This window comes from Mycolicibacterium austroafricanum, from assembly GCF_902705885.1.
GTDB classification, from domain to species: Bacteria; Actinomycetota; Actinomycetes; order Mycobacteriales; family Mycobacteriaceae; genus Mycobacterium; species Mycobacterium vanbaalenii_A.
Genome location: NZ_CACSIP010000067.1, coordinates 92533 through 106984, shown reverse-complemented (window position 1 = coordinate 106984; position 14452 = coordinate 92533). Strand labels below are relative to the sequence as shown.

The following is a 14452-nucleotide window of genomic DNA, read 5'->3' as shown; positions in this document are numbered from 1 at the left end:
TGATGCAGCCAGACTGGTTGTGCTGCTGTCCCGCATCAACTTCAACCTGTCGGCTTAGGGTGGGCGAAATGAGCAGTGAGTACGCTCGTCCGCTGGCCGGTCTGACCACGGTGATCGTGATCGGATCAATCATCGCTCTGACGATCGCAATGTTCCGAGGAGACTTCACGCGGACGGCACCGGTCACGGTGATCTCCGACCGGGCCGGGTTGGTGATGAATCCCGACGCGAAGGTCAAGATGCGCGGGGTTCAGATCGGCTCCGTCAAGTCGATCGAATACCGGCCCGACGGAACCGCCGCCCTGAATCTGGCCATCCTCCGGGGCGAGATGCGCAACATTCCCGAGAATGTCCTGGTGGACATCGCTTCGACCACCGTGTTCGGCGCGAAATCCGTTCAGTTCCAGCCTCCTCCAGATCCGTCTGCCGGATCACTCCGATCAGGCCAGGTGTTGGTCGGACAACACGTCACCGTCGAAACCAACACGATTTTCCAACAGCTCACGCAACTGTTGCGCGAACTCGAGCCCACGAAGGTGAATGCGATCCTGGGTGCGCTGTCGCGAGCCTTCAGTGGGCGCGGCGAGAAGCTGGGGCAGGCGGTGAGCGACCTGAACGAGTTCCTGGCCGCGCTCGAGCCGAATTTGTCTGATCTGGGTCGCGATCTCGAGTTACTTCCGCCGGTGCTGGCTGCCTACGCCGACGCCGCGCCCGATCTGGTGGCGACTGCCCGAAACATCACCGTCACCAGCCGGACTCTTGTCGACCGGCAAGCCGAACTCGACGCATTCCTGGTTGCGGCAATCGGACTGGCCGACACCGGCACCGACGTCATCGGCGCCAACAGTGAGCCGCTGAAAGACCTTGTCCATCTGATTGTCCCGACCACCGAAATGCTCAACCGCAATCATGAACTGCTGGCGTGCACGGCGAAGGGGTTGGTTCCGCTGACGAAGAACCCACCGCTTCCCGAACCGGGCGTCTATACGCTCGCGGGTCTCAGGCCGGGAATCGAGCGTTACCGCTACCCCTCGCACCTACCGAAGGTCAATGCCACGGGCAGCCCGCAGTTGTGTCAGATGCTCGGTCTGCCTGAACTCGCGGCAGGTGAAGTGCCGCCTTTCGTGGTCACCGACATCGGCGCAAACCCTTGGGAGTACGGCAACCAGGGCATCATCCTCAACTCCGACGGCATCAAGAGGTGGCTGTTCGGAGACATCGACGGCCCACCCCGGAACAGCGCACAGATCGGAATGCCCGGATGAGGCTCGGCGCTGCGCTCAAGTTCATGGTGTTCGCCGTGATCATGACCGTGCTCACCGGATGCCTGATCATGGTCTTCGGCAACTTCCGTGGCGGGTCCGACAGCGAGTACTCCGCAGTCTTCGCTGACACGTCGCGGTTGAAAGCGGGGGACAGTGTCCGGGTCGCGGGTGTTGTGGTCGGCGCAGTCGACGACGTCGCATTGCAACAGGACCACAAGGTCGTGGTCACGTTCGGGGTCGATCGCAGTATCGTTCTCACCGAAGGAACTCAGGCGGCGGTGCGTTACCTCAATCTGGTGGGCGACCGCTACCTCGAGCTTCAGGACGCTCCCGGGTCTGCACGCTTGCTGGCCGCCGGCGCTCAGATCCCCATCGAACGGACCAAGCCGGCGCTCGACCTCGATCTGCTTCTGGGTGGGCTGAAGCCGGTGCTCCGCAGCCTGAACGCCACCGACGTCGACGCGTTCAGCTTCGCCCTGGTGCAGATCCTGCAGGGGCAGGGCGGCACCCTCGAATCGCTGTTCTCGCGGACCTCGTCCTTCACGGCGGCGATCGCCGACAACAGTGCCGTGGTGGCGCAGGCCATCGAGAAGCTCAACAGCGTGACGACAACCCTTGCAGACAACGGCCAGCAGTTCTCCGACTCGGTTGATCGATTACAGCGCCTGGTCACCGAGTTGGCGGCTGAGCGTGATCCGATCGGCACCGCCATCGAGCAACTCAGCGCGGGAACCGCATCCGTTGCAGACCTTCTCGCTGACGGCCGGGCGCCACTGGCTGGGACCGTCGATCAGCTGTCTCGCCTGGCGCCACTGCTCGACCAGGACAAGGAACGCATCGATGTCGCGTTGCAGAAGGCGCCCGAGAATTACCGAAAGCTGGTGCGCATCGGCTCTTACGGCAGCTTCATCAACTACTACTTCTGCGCTGCGACCATCCGCCTCAGTGATCTTCAGGGCCGCACCGTGGTGGCGCCGTGGATTCGGAACCCCGGCGGAAGATGTGGTGAACCCTGATGCTCAAGTACCGCGGGTCCCAGCTGATACGCCCCGGCCTGATCGGCGTGGTGGTCGTCCTGTTGATCATCACCGTCGGCCTCAACCCGGAACGTCTCGAGACGTGGGCGACTTCGGTCCGCTACCAGGCGATATTCGTTGAGGCGGGCGGTCTGGCCGAAGGTGCGGACGTCACGCTTTCGGGAACAACCGTCGGCAAGGTCAGTCGGGTGAGGTTGTCCCGAGGAGCGGCCGAGGTCACCATGAATGTCGACGCGACGGTGCAGTTGGGCGTCCAGACCACCGCTCACATCCGCACCGGAACGCTGCTGGGTGAACGTGTGGTAACCCTCGAGTCGCAGGGCGCGGAGACACTGCGGCCGAACGCGGTCATCCCGGTGTCCCGGACATCGTCGCCGTACTCGCTGACCGCTGCTGTCGATGAATTCACCGCGAACACGGCAGCGACCAACACCGAGCAGGTGAACCAGTCGCTGGACACGCTCGCGGCCACCCTCGACCACATCGCACCTCAGGTGGGGCCGACGATGGACGGCCTGACCGGGCTGTCGCGCTCGTTGAACCAGCAGGATGAGGACCTTCGTCAGTTGCTGAGGAGCGCGAGCGAGGTCACTGGCGTCCTGGCCGAACGTAGCCAGCAGGTGAATCAGCTCATCCTCAACGCCAACGACCTACTCGCGGTGCTGACCGAGCGTCGACAGCAGATCGTCACCCTGCTGGCCAGTACGTCGGCGGTGTCGCAACAGCTCAGCGGGCTGGTCGCCGACAACGAGCAGGAACTCGCGCCCGCGCTGGAACGACTCAACGCGGTGGCCGCGATGCTCGAGAAGAACCGCGACAACATCGCCAAGGCGATTCCCGGTCTGGCCAAATTCCAGCTCACTCAGGGCGAGACGGTGTCGAACGGTTTCTACTACACGGCGAACATTCCGAACCTGCTACCAGGGCAGTTGCTTCAGCCCTTCCTCGACTACGCCTTCGGCTTCCGGCGCGGGGTGAACGCAGGACAGCCGCCCGACAACGCCGGCCCGCGAGCGGAACTCCCGTTCCCGGTCAACGGCATCCCCGGAGGCTCCCGATGACGCGTCGTCTACTGACCATGATCACGGCGGCGGCCCTGGTGGTGTCCGCCTTCGGCGCAGGATTGCTGCTGGTGCACAGCGCCTTCTTCGGCCCCACCACGATCACCGCGAACTTCTCCAGCGCGGTCGGTATCTATCCCGGCGACGAGGTTCGGGTAGCAGGCGTGAAAGTGGGTACTATCGAACGAATTCAAGGAGAGCCCGAGCAGGTGGCGATGACGTTGGCCGTCGACCGCGGCGTGTCGGTCCCCGCCGAGGCACACGCGGTGATCGTGCCCCAGAATCTGATTTCCGCTCGGTACGTCCAGCTCACTCCGGCCTATGTCGACAGCGGTCCCGTGCTGAGCGACGGTGCTGTGATCCCCGTCGAACGAACGGCGGTCCCGCTGGAATGGGACGAGGTCAAAGAGCAGCTCATGCGTCTGGTGACCGACCTGGGGCCCGAGGACACCCTGTCCGGCAGTGCGATCGGCAGACTGATCGACAGCGCGGCCGATGCCATGGGCGGCAACGGCGACAAATTGCGCGACACTCTTGCCGAACTCTCTCGTGCAGCAAGGATTTTCGCCGACGGAAGCGGCAACATCGTCGATGTCATCGCCAATCTGGACAAGGTGGTGGGCGCCCTCAAAGATTCGAACACTCAGATCGTCCAGTTCCAGAACCGCCTGGCCACTCTCACCGAGGTGATCAACGGCAGTCGATCCGATCTCGACGCCGCGCTTCGCGACATCGCCGTCGCAGTGGGTGAGGTGAAGCGGTTCGTCGCGGGAAGCCGCAACCAGGCATCCGAGCAGGTCCACCGTCTCGCGAACGTGACCCAGACACTCGTCGACCACCGGACGGATCTCGAGAATCTATTGCACGGCGCGCCTACGGCATTCGCCAACTTCTACAACATGTACAACCCCGACACGGGGGCGGTGGCGGGTGCCTTCGCGTTGCAGAACTTCGCCAACCCACTGCAGTTCATCTGTTCGGCGATCGGTTCTGTCGAGAACGCCACGGCACCGGAAACCGCCAAGCTGTGTGCTCAGTATCTGGGTCCCATGCTCAACACGATCGACTTCAACTATCTGCCCTTCCCCGTCAACCCGTTCCTCGGACCGTCCGCGTCACCGGAACACATCATCTACTCGCCGCCGCAGCTGGACCCCGCGACGGGGGGGCCGCCACGAGCTCCCGAAACCCCTCCGGCCGTGTCGGCCTACACCGGTTCCGGTGATGTGCCTCCGCCGCCGGGTCATGTCCCGTTGCCCGGCGGTCAGGCGACTCCGGGTGTCGGGGATCTGCTTCTGCCTGTGACCGACCGACCGGCCGATCCGGCAGTACCGCCACAGGACCAGGCGCCACAGCCGCCGCTGCCCGCGGAGGCGCCGGGACCGGGACCGGGACCGGGAGCACCTCTACCATGACGCGACACCGGACCCGAACCTCCGCCTCCTGCATCGCGCTGGGGATTGCCGTTGCCGCGACGGGATGTTCGTTCAGCGGGTTGAACTCGGTCCCCCTGCCCGGTGTTGTCGGGCGTGGTCCTGATGCACAGATTTTCCAGGTCGAGTTGGCCAATGTCGGTACGCTCGAACCGAACTCACCAGTGATGATGGATGACGTCGTGGTCGGGAGCGTCAGCACGATGAGTGCAAACGACTGGCACGCCGACGTCGAGGTCTCGGTGCGGGAGGGCGTCGTGGTACCCGCGAATGTTGTCGCTACCGTGGGGCAGACCAGCTTGCTCGGCTCGATGCACCTGGCACTGGACCCGCCCCCCGGCGAGCCTCCGCAAGGCCGGCTGCCCGCCGGCGCGACGATCGACCTGAACACCTCATCGACCTATCCCTCGACCGAAGAGACCCTGTCCACGTTGTCGGCCCTTGTCAACGGTGGTGGCTTGGGGCAGATCGGTGATGTCATCCGCAACACCGGCGGTGCGCTGACCGGACGTACCGATGAAACGCGCGAGCTGTTGGCCCGGCTCAACGATCTCGCCGGTGTACTCGCCACCAACCGGACACACGTTGTCGAGTCCATTCGGAATCTCGATCGGTTGGCAGGCACATTCGCGGCGCAGCGCGATGTCCTCGACCGTGCACTGAAGGAGATTCCGCCGGCCCTCGATGTACTGGTCCGCCAGCGCTCGAACATCACCGAGGCGTTGCGAACTCTCGGAGCGTTCAGCGGAGTGCTCACCGATGTCGTCACCGACGTCCACGACGATTTGGTCACCAACCTCGAGAATCTCGAGCCGGTGCTGCGTGTGCTCGCCGACGTGGGTCCGGACCTCGACGCTGTGCTCGCTTACATGACGACCTATCCGCTCAGCCAGGACATCATCGACCGGGGTGTGCGCGGCGACTACATGAATCTCTTCGCGGTGATCGATCTGACGGTACCGCGGCTGCGTCGAACGATGCTGTTGGGCACGAGGTTCGGTGTTCCGCAGAACCCCCTCGTGCCGGCTCCCGGGGATCCGTGGTACCGGAACTACACATACGATCCGCTCGCCGTGCCCGTCGCGCCGGCGACGCAAAACCCGGGCGACGGATCGGCTGCGGTGCCTCCTCCCGAGTTGTTCGCCGAGAGTGCACCGTCGATGGCGGTCAATCCGCCGCCGCTTCTCCCACCGACACAACTCGGCGGCCCGCAGGCCCCCGTCTTCGCGGGCCCGTACGGTGCCCCGGCGGCATCGGCCGAGGGGGGAAGCTGATGCTGACCCGTTTCGTTCGCGTTCAACTCGTGCTCTTCTCGATCGCATCCGTCGTCGGTGTCATCGCGATGGGCCTTTTCTACCTCCAGGTGCCCACGTTGCTCGGAATCGGCCGCACGACGGTCACCATGGAGCTACCGGTCAGCGGTGGGCTGTACCGTTTCAGCAACGTGACACTGCGTGGCGTGCAGGTCGGCAAAGTCACCGCTGTCGATCTCGAGCCGACGAAGGTGGTGGCGACGATCTCGCTGAGCTCCGACGCTCGGATCCCGGTGGACAGTCAGGCGAATGTGCGCAGCATGTCGGCGGTCGGGGAGCAGTACATCGACCTCGTGCCACGCAGTGCCGACGGCCCCTATCTGGCGGACGGCTCAGTGATCCCGGTGAGCAAGGTGTCCGTGCCCGAGCAGATCGGTCCGGTGCTCGACCAGGCCAGCGCCTTGCTGGCCACCATCCCGAAGGACCGGCTGGGCGATCTCGTCGACGAAACCTACCGTGGGCTGGCTGGCGCGGGATACGACCTCGGCTCGCTGATTGACTCGGGTGCCCAGCTCAGCGGCGACGTCAACAGCGTCGCCGACAACGCGCAGCGGCTGACCGAGAATTCGGTTCCGCTGTTGGACGGTCAGGAGCAGAGTGCCGACGCCATTCGCTCATGGGCCCGCAACCTGGCCGGTGTCACCGACCAGATCCAGCAGAACGACCCGGATATCCGTACTCTGCTCGACGGCGGACCTGGCTTCGCGCAGGAAGTCGCGGGACTGCTCGACCAGGTCAAGCCGACTCTGCCGGTGTTTCTGGCCAATCTGACCTCGGTCGGCCAGGTGACCGTCACGTACCGGGCCGGAATCGAGCAGCTCCTCCTGATGCTTCCGCTGACATCGTCCGGAATCCAGTCCTACGCGATGCCGACCAACAATCCGACAGGTATCGCGTTGTCGGATTTCGGGATCAGCATCGCCGATCCGCCGGTCTGCACCGTGGGGTTCCTGCCTCCCTCGCAGTGGCGCTCGCCGGTGGACGAATCCGTGATCGACACCCCGGATGGGTTGTACTGCAAGCTACCTCAAGATTCGCCGATCAGTGTTCGAGGTGCCCGAAACGCGCCGTGCATGGAACATCCCGGGAAGCGCGCGCCGACCGTCCAGATCTGCAACAGCGACAAGGAATACCAGCCGCTGGCGATGCGGCAGCACGCCACCGGGCCGTACCCGTTCGACCCCAATCTCATCGCGCAGGGTATTCCGTTGGACAACAGGGTTGATGAAGGAGAACGCCTTTACGCCCCGATCGAGGGCACGCCGCCGCCTAATACAGTGCCGCCACCACCGGACCCCGAAGCTGCTCTGCCGCGGGACGCGGGCACACCGCCTGCAGCACCGGCGGCGTTCCAAGCCCCCGCCGCGACGCCGGGTCCCTCTGTCGCGGTCGCCCCCTACAACGTCGTCACCGGCCAGTACACCTCCCCAGACGGCGCGATAGGTTCGCAGACCGATCTGGTCAGCCCGGCGGAAACCTGGCAGGAACTCATGCCCCGGTAACCACCGTGGCGGCCAGTCAGGAGAGTTTCGTCAGACGGAACGGGATCCGAATCTCTACCGGATAACCACGCCCGCATGCACCGGGCACGCCGGCGGTGATGTCCTCGCCGACCAGTGTCGTTGAGGCGATGTCGACTTCGTTTCCCGTGTAGGGATAGAAGATGAAGAGCTGATCGCCAGAACTGACGGTTCCGTCCGGGCACTGCTGCCAACCAGGAATCGTCCGGCGCACTCGCCATGATTGCGTCTGGAAGTACATGTCGGCAGTCCAGCCCTGGTCGCTGGTCACTCGACCAGTGCACGACTGATAATTTTCGCAGACGGATTCGATGGACCACGTCGAGATCACGGGCAGTTGGTCACGATAGACACCGTCGGTCCTGGCCCAGTCGCCTTTGGACACAGCCTGATAGGTGCCGTTGAGCGCCGGTCCGTCCGGCATCGCCCACGCCGGCGCCGCAACCAATCCGAGCGCAATCGACAGGCACCCGCCCATGGTCGTGAGCGACCGTACACCCATCGTGTCCCCTTACGTCAGGCGTCCACCATCGCGGCGATGGTGTCGACCACGCACGCCGGCCGATCGGACCCCTCGACCTCGACGGTGACGCGTACCGTCGCGCGACCGCCCTTGTCGTTGCGATCCACTTTGATGAGTTCGGCGCCCGCTCGGATCCGGGAGTCGACGGGCACCGGCGCCGGGAATCGGAGCTTGTCCACGCCGTAGTTCACCTGCATCGACAAACCAGTCACCTTGTAGATCTGTTGTACCAGAATCGGCACCAGCGACAACGTCAGGTATCCGTGTGCGATCGTCCTGCCATAGGGTCCGCGAGCAGCCTTGTCGGGGTCGACGTGGATCCACTGATGATCGCCGGTGGCCTGGGCGAAGAGGTCGATCTCCTGCTGGGTGACCTGCCGCCAATCGCTGTACCCGAGATGCTCGCCGACGTGGGCTTCGAAGCCGGCGATCCCCTCGTACGTCGTCGGCGTCGGAGGGGCCTGCGTCATACCTTGACCTTCAGCCTCAACTGTTCGATGGCGTTGCCGCCCATGATCTTCGCCTTGGCTTCCTCGGAGATGCCGTCGAGTCGGTCGACGAAGCTGAGCGGATCACCGATGCCCTCCGGGTGCGGGAAGTCCGAGCCGAACATGACGTGGTCCTCGCCCATGATCTCGACGATGGACGCGACGTCGTCCTCGAGGAACGGATGGATGTAGACGTTGCGTTTGAACACCTCGACGGGATGCTCTTCGAACTCCTTGGGCATGACCCGGTAGGCCTTCTCCAGCTGGCGGAGCAGGTTCTTCACCCAGCCGCTGCCGTTCTCGACGACGAGTACCCGCAGATCGGGGAATCGGGAGAGCACACCGTGGCAGATCAGCGCCGCCAGTGTGTCCTCCATGGCCCGGAAGCCCATGACGACCTCACGCAGTGCACTTGGCTTGAAGGACAGGTACTCGTCTCCGCCCTCCCACTCCATGAGGTGCTTCTGATAGCCGCTGTCGGAGGCGTGGAACGTGACCGGGATGTCGGCCTTGACGACTTCGGCCCAGAACGGGTCGAACTCCGGCAGTCCCATGGAACGTGACCCGCCGAACCGGCTCGGCACCGGTGCAGGTCGGACGAGGAACGTCTTCATGCCGCGCTCGAGGGCCCAGTGAAACTCTTTGATCGCTTCGTCCACCAGAGGCAGGCAGATGACGGGAGTGGCGAAGATCCTGTCTTCGTAATTGAAGGTCCAGTGCTCGTGCATCCATTCGTTGAGCGCGTGGATGATCGCGTGGGTGAGCACGACGTCATCGGTGGTGCGCTCCTCGATGAGGCTGGCGAGCGTCGGATACATCACGCACTGGTCGATGCCCAGTTCGTCCATCAGCTCGAGTCGGGGTGCCGGCGACTGGTAGGCCGGGATGACATTCATTGCCTCGCCGATGAACTCGCGGAAGTTGAGGCCTTCGGGGTTGTTGCCGAGGAAGTAATCCTCGGCGCTGCCGGGGCGCGCTACTCGCTCGAACGTGGGGTTCGGGATCATGTGGCTGATGTGGTCTTTGACGACGAGCTTGGGTCGACCGTTGACCTCGACATAGCCGACCTTGCCTCTGTGCTGCTTCGGCAGGTACTTCAGTAGAGCGTCGGTCGTCTCGTACATGTGGTTGTCGATGTCGAACACGGGGTACGGGAGCCTACGGGTCATGGGCTGATTCCTCCTCGGAGCAGCGAATATCAGCATTTACGCTTTATGGAAACGACGTTATCACTTGGCCGCGGCAACCTCCATATCAGGGGGTCAAGTTGCCGTGAAACCGCGCCAGGTCGCTGCGACATCGCTTGTGGTGGTGACGGTGGCCAGCAGCGACAGGGTGTTGTCGATGACCGTGTCCGCGTACTCCCGGGGATAACCTGCGACTGCATCACGGGGCAGCACGAACTGGTATCCGCGGTTGACCGCGTCCATCACGAAGTTCGTGATGGCGACATTGACCGAAACGCCGACACCGACAATCGTGGTGATGTTCAAGTTGCGCAGCACCGCATCAAGATCGGTCCCGGTCATCGGTCCGACGCCGTGTGTGCGCGTCAGGACCAGATCGCTGTCCTGCTGCCCGAGTTCGGGTATCACCGAAGCTCCGGGGCCACCCGGCGTGAGGTCGGCGGTGAACGATTTCCCAGCGGCGAACAGGCGGGCGTTGGTATTGGAACCTCGTCCGTCGGGCCGGCGCTGGATCAGGCAGTGGACCACGGTCACGCCCGCGGTTCTTGCCGCGGACAGCAGCGCAACGATGTTCGGAACCGCTTCACGTCGGGCCTCCTCGGCAAGTAGCGGCAGGCCGGCCTGAGGGCCGATGACGCCACCCTGACATTCTTGTGTCACCAGCGCTGTGGTGGTGGGGTCCAGGAGGTCGGCGAGCACCGGTGCAGGCATGAGAACACACGTTATCGTGTGCTGGAGCCGGAATTCCAGAGGAGCAGTCATGCAGATGTGGGAGCTTGAGACCCGAGAGTCGGTGCGCCAGACGCTGGCCGACTACACCGCCGCCACCGATCGGTTCGACCTCGGTGCGCTGGCTGCGTGTTTCGGCGCCGAAGGCGTTCTCGAGTTTACCGGCGGGCAGCTACCGCTCACCGGTCCGGAGGCCATCGAGGCCGGACTCGGCGCGGCCATGGGCGGGCCTCGCGACTCCGGGCGGCCTGCGCCCTCCTTTGTTCGCCACCACGTCGCGAGCGTGCGTTTCGAGTCGGTCGCGGCAGACCGGGTGCACACCAGCAGCTACTTCGCGGTGTACACCGACGTCGGGTTGGACCACTGGGGACGTTACCGCGATGTGCTGGTGCCGGTGGGACAGCGGTGGCTGTTCGCGTCGCGCAAGGTCAGCGTCGACGGATTCTCGAAGGAAAGCCTGATGGCGCAGTGAGCGAGGTCAATCGGTGACGATGAATTCCTTGGCGAACACCTGTGCGCGCTCGATGACCTCGCTGCGATCACGCCCGGGATGTGCGACCGGCAACCACGTCACCCCAGCAGAGGTCAGGCGATCGATGACGGCATGGCGCTCGTCAGCGGACTTGCTGTCGTCCAACAGGTTCCCGGCCGAGAAGCAGATGTCCAGCGGTGCGGTGCGTCCGATCTCGGCTGCGTAGGACTTGGCCCACCTGATCGCCGATTCCAGCTCGTCGACCGTGGAGATTTCGGCGGTGCGCGACGCTGTCGCGTAGCCGAATGTGTTGAACGGGGCCCAGCCCTGGCCGCGCGACACCGCGCGCCGCACCGCGGGTTTGCTGTTGCCACCGATCCAGATCGGCGGTGGTGACGAAGGAACCGGCCGAAGGCGAACACCGCGGGTCTGGAAGTTCACACCTTGGTAGGCGACGTCCTCACCGGAGAGCACCTGGCCGAGGACGTCGAGCGCCTCGTCGAGCAACGCACCGCGATTGTCGAAGTCGACACCGAGGGAGCGGAATTCGGGTTTGAGGTAGCCCGCAGCCGTGCCGATGATCAGCCGACCCTCGGAGAGCACCTGCAGACTCTGGATCGATTTCGCGCCCAGCAGGGGATTGCGGTAGGCCGCGATGTAGACATTGGTGAGCAGCTTGATCGTCGAGGTGGCCGCAGCCGCGAACGACAGCGCGACGAACGGGTCCAGCGCGTGGTGTCCGCCGTGGTCGAGCCACTTGGTGTCCGGTGCGGGGTGGTCGGTGACATGCACCGCGGCGTACCCGGCGGCCTCGGCAGCCTGCGCGACCTCGGCGATCGCCGTCGCGGAGACGAACTCCGCCGGGTCCTCCACCCGCTGAGTGGGGAGTTCAAGAGAATAAGACAGGGTCACAGTGATCCTTCCGGCTGCTGATGTGACGTCGGGATGAGTTCTGCCAGGCGGGCGAGATGATGGTCAGGGCCGCCGAACATCAGCTCGGTCGCCTTGGCGCGCCGCACGTAGAGGTGCGCATCGTGTTCCCAGGTGAAGCCGATGCCGCCATGGATGCGCATGCTGTCGAGTGAGATCTGCAACAGCGCTTCCGAGCACGCCAGCTTCGCCACCGAGGCGGCCACCGCACGTTCGCCGTCGTCGGTGGTCTCCGACGCATGGAACACCGCCGATCGCGCACCCTCGACGAGCACCAACATGTCGGCGCACCGGTGCTTGATGGCCTGGAAGCTGCCGATGGCGCGGCCGAATTGGATGCGCTCCTTGGCGTAGGCCACCGCGGTGTCCAAGCAGCGTTGCGCCGCGCCCAGCTGCTCGGAGGCCAGTGCCACCAACGCGAGATCCGAAGTGCGGGCGAGGCCCGCAGCGGCCTGCCCATCGGTGCCGATCAACCGGCCGGTGACCCCATCGAAGCGCAGTCGCGCAACTTTGCGGGTGCGGTCGAGCGTGCTCAATGGCTCGCGAACGAGCCCGTCCGCGGTCGCATCGACCGCAAACAACGACACGCCGTCTGCGGAGTTGGCGGCAACCAGGATGATGTCTGCGGTGTGGCCGTCGAGCACCAGCGCGGCGTCACCGGAGAGTCGGTAATTCGCCCCACCGTCGCGGTGTGCCGCAATCGTCACGGCGCCGGGGTCCCACGCATCGAGGGTGCCGTTGAGAATCAGGGTCGCCACCCGGCTGCCGTCGAGCAGGTCCGGCGCCAACTCCTCGATGGCGGGCTCATCGCCGCTGTCCAGGAGTGCCTGTAATGCCAGAGCGACGGTCGCGAAGAACGGCGAGCACAACAGGGCTGCGCCCATTTCCTCGAAGACGACCGCCAGTTCCGGCATGCCGGCGCCGGCGCCGCCCCATCGCTCCGGCACAGCGATGCCGTGCAGCCCTAGCTCATTGGCCATCTGGCGCCATACCGCATGGTCATAGCCCTGGTCCGTGTCCATCAGAGTCCGCACCGCCGAACTGGACGACGTCTGGTCCAGAAAATCGCGTACCGCTGATCGGACCGAATCCAGCTCGCTCATGCCTGCGGCCCGTCCGCCGGTTCGGCCTGGGGCGTTGGTGGTGTCATATCTCCCTCGAGTACAGAAGTGTCGGCGCGTTGCAGCGACCGCAGGTGCACGAAAGCCTCACCGACCCCGGGATGGGCATTTGCGGACAAGGATAGTATGTTTTCTGAAAACAGAGAATAATCATTCTCACCGGAAGGGGAAACTCGGTGACGACAAGACTCGACTACGGGATCTTTGACTGCGACACCCACTGCTACGAGACGCGGGACGCTTTCACCCGCTATCTGCCCAGCGAGTTTCACGACAGGGCGATCGCTCCGGTACGTGCGGCCGACGGCAAGGAAGTCATCCTGGCAGGGCACCGCGTGGCCACCTTCAACAGTGAAGCAGGCCTCGGCTTCGACCTGGCCTACCGGCCTGGTTCACTCAAGGAGATGCTCAAGCAGATGGGCTCGGGCAATCCGGACGAGACCTACGAGCCGCAACCGATGCAGCCGGAGTGGCTGGAACGCGAGCCCCGACTGAAGGTGATGGCCGAGCAGAACGTCGAGCGCGCGGTCATCTTCCCGGCGGGCATGGCGCTGGCCGCAGAACACTACGTTGACGACACCGCGGCGCTCTACGCCAACCTGCGCTCGTTCAATCGATGGTTCGACGAGACGTGGGGTTTCAACTACCAGGACAAGATCTATGCCACGGCGCTGCTGTCGCTGCGCGACCTGGAATCGTCGATCGCCGAGACCGAGGCCATCATCGAGCAGGGGGCGAAGATGGTGCTGCTGCCCACCGGCCCCGCCCACGGCCGCTCGCCCGGCGACCCCTACTTCGACCCGATCTACGCACGGCTGCAGGAAGCCGGCTGCACGCTGGTCTTCCACATCCAACCGTTCTGGTACTTCGATGCCATCTCCCCGGCGTGGGGCCACAACCCCGATCCGGCTGCCTGGCACATGTCGGCCTGGCAGTGGATGAACATCTACGGGCAGCGTCCGATCGAGGACACCCTGTCGGCGCTGATCTTCGACAACCTCTTCGGCCGGTTCCCGGATTTGAAGGTGCTGGTGGCCGAGCACGGCGCGGAGTGGGTGCCGCAATTCGTCATCCACATGGACAAGAGCCGCGGCATGGGCCGCAACGGGCCCTGGATCGGCGGGAAGCTGACCGAGAAGCCGTCGGAGATCTTCCGCAGGCACGTCGGCGTGGTGCCCTATCCGGAAGACGACGTCCCCGGGATCGTGAGCCGGCTCGGCTACGACGAATGCCTTTTGATGGGCTCTGACTACCCGCACGCCGAGGGGCTGGCCGAACCGGCGGACTTCGTCAAGCTGCTCGACCCGCTCGACGACGCGGCCAAGAAGCGCATCATGGTCGACAACGCCGACCAGCTGCTGCGCAGAGGCTAG

The 14452-nt window shown here is 64.5% G+C and carries 14 protein-coding genes; 8 read left to right on the top strand and 6 right to left on the bottom strand.

What is annotated here, in order from left to right; all coding sequences use genetic code 11:
- Window positions 1-68 precede the first annotated feature (68 nt).
- Genes BEMPMBAN_RS30370 through BEMPMBAN_RS30345 form a run of 6 tightly spaced genes read left to right on the top strand, consistent with a single transcriptional unit; the run spans window position 69 to window position 7611 of the window.
- Entirely contained in the window at window positions 69-1265 is a 1197-nt protein-coding gene (locus BEMPMBAN_RS30370) for an MCE family protein (RefSeq protein ID WP_159235169.1), read from the top strand.
- Entirely contained in the window at window positions 1262-2281 is a 1020-nt protein-coding gene (locus BEMPMBAN_RS30365) for an MCE family protein (protein WP_159235168.1), read from the top strand. Before BEMPMBAN_RS30370 ends, BEMPMBAN_RS30365 begins: the two co-directional genes overlap by 4 nt.
- Window positions 2281-3363 carry an MCE family protein gene (locus BEMPMBAN_RS30360; protein ID WP_159235167.1) on the top strand — a complete coding sequence of 361 codons (1083 nt, stop codon included), beginning with the start codon at window positions 2281-2283 and terminating at the stop codon, window positions 3361-3363. Before BEMPMBAN_RS30365 ends, BEMPMBAN_RS30360 begins: the two co-directional genes overlap by 1 nt.
- Complete coding sequence (locus BEMPMBAN_RS30355; RefSeq protein ID WP_159235166.1) at window positions 3360-4778, top strand: MCE family protein; 1419 nt, start codon at window positions 3360-3362, stop codon at window positions 4776-4778. The genes BEMPMBAN_RS30360 and BEMPMBAN_RS30355 overlap by 4 nt, the downstream gene beginning before the upstream one ends.
- Window positions 4775-6070, top strand: coding sequence for an MCE family protein (locus BEMPMBAN_RS30350; RefSeq protein ID WP_159235165.1), 1296 nt, complete (start codon window positions 4775-4777; stop codon window positions 6068-6070). The genes BEMPMBAN_RS30355 and BEMPMBAN_RS30350 overlap by 4 nt, the downstream gene beginning before the upstream one ends.
- The gene (locus BEMPMBAN_RS30345; protein WP_159235164.1) at window positions 6070-7611 is read left to right on the top strand and encodes an MCE family protein; all 1542 of its coding nucleotides are present in this window, start codon (window positions 6070-6072) and stop codon (window positions 7609-7611) included. Before BEMPMBAN_RS30350 ends, BEMPMBAN_RS30345 begins: the two co-directional genes overlap by 1 nt.
- A 16-nt stretch (window positions 7612-7627) precedes the next feature.
- Here the strand turns inward: BEMPMBAN_RS30345 and BEMPMBAN_RS30340 are convergent, their stop codons facing one another.
- The 4 genes from BEMPMBAN_RS30340 to BEMPMBAN_RS30325 form a co-directional block, all read right to left on the bottom strand.
- A complete protein-coding gene (locus tag BEMPMBAN_RS30340) occupies window positions 7628-8131 on the bottom strand; it encodes an Rv2253/PknI dimerization domain-containing protein (protein ID WP_159235163.1) in 504 nt (167 codons plus the stop codon).
- 14 nt (window positions 8132-8145) lie between these two features.
- Window positions 8146-8622: a MaoC family dehydratase gene (locus BEMPMBAN_RS30335; protein WP_159235162.1), complete on the bottom strand. Its 477-nt coding sequence runs from the start codon at window positions 8620-8622 to the stop codon at window positions 8146-8148.
- Window positions 8619-9809 (bottom strand): amidohydrolase family protein, encoded by a 1191-nt coding sequence (locus BEMPMBAN_RS30330; protein WP_159235161.1) that lies wholly within the window; start codon window positions 9807-9809, stop codon window positions 8619-8621. Before BEMPMBAN_RS30330 ends, BEMPMBAN_RS30335 begins: the two co-directional genes overlap by 4 nt.
- A 93-nt stretch (window positions 9810-9902) precedes the next feature.
- Entirely contained in the window at window positions 9903-10538 is a 636-nt protein-coding gene (locus BEMPMBAN_RS30325) for a cysteine hydrolase family protein (RefSeq protein WP_159235160.1), read from the bottom strand.
- 49 nt (window positions 10539-10587) lie between these two features.
- Here BEMPMBAN_RS30325 and BEMPMBAN_RS30320 point away from each other — a divergent pair, with 49 nt between their 5' ends.
- The gene (locus tag BEMPMBAN_RS30320; RefSeq protein WP_159235159.1) at window positions 10588-11028 is read left to right on the top strand and encodes a nuclear transport factor 2 family protein; all 441 of its coding nucleotides are present in this window, start codon (window positions 10588-10590) and stop codon (window positions 11026-11028) included.
- Window positions 11029-11034: 6 nt separating this feature from the next.
- Here the strand turns inward: BEMPMBAN_RS30320 and BEMPMBAN_RS30315 are convergent, their stop codons facing one another.
- Window positions 11035-11940, bottom strand: coding sequence for a TIGR03619 family F420-dependent LLM class oxidoreductase (locus tag BEMPMBAN_RS30315; RefSeq protein WP_159235158.1), 906 nt, complete (start codon window positions 11938-11940; stop codon window positions 11035-11037).
- Complete coding sequence (locus BEMPMBAN_RS30310; protein ID WP_159235157.1) at window positions 11937-13061, bottom strand: acyl-CoA dehydrogenase family protein; 1125 nt, start codon at window positions 13059-13061, stop codon at window positions 11937-11939. Before BEMPMBAN_RS30310 ends, BEMPMBAN_RS30315 begins: the two co-directional genes overlap by 4 nt.
- Window positions 13062-13255: 194 nt before the next feature.
- Between BEMPMBAN_RS30310 and BEMPMBAN_RS30305 the strand changes: the two genes are divergently transcribed.
- A complete protein-coding gene (locus BEMPMBAN_RS30305; RefSeq protein WP_159235156.1) occupies window positions 13256-14452 on the top strand; it encodes an amidohydrolase family protein in 1197 nt (398 codons plus the stop codon).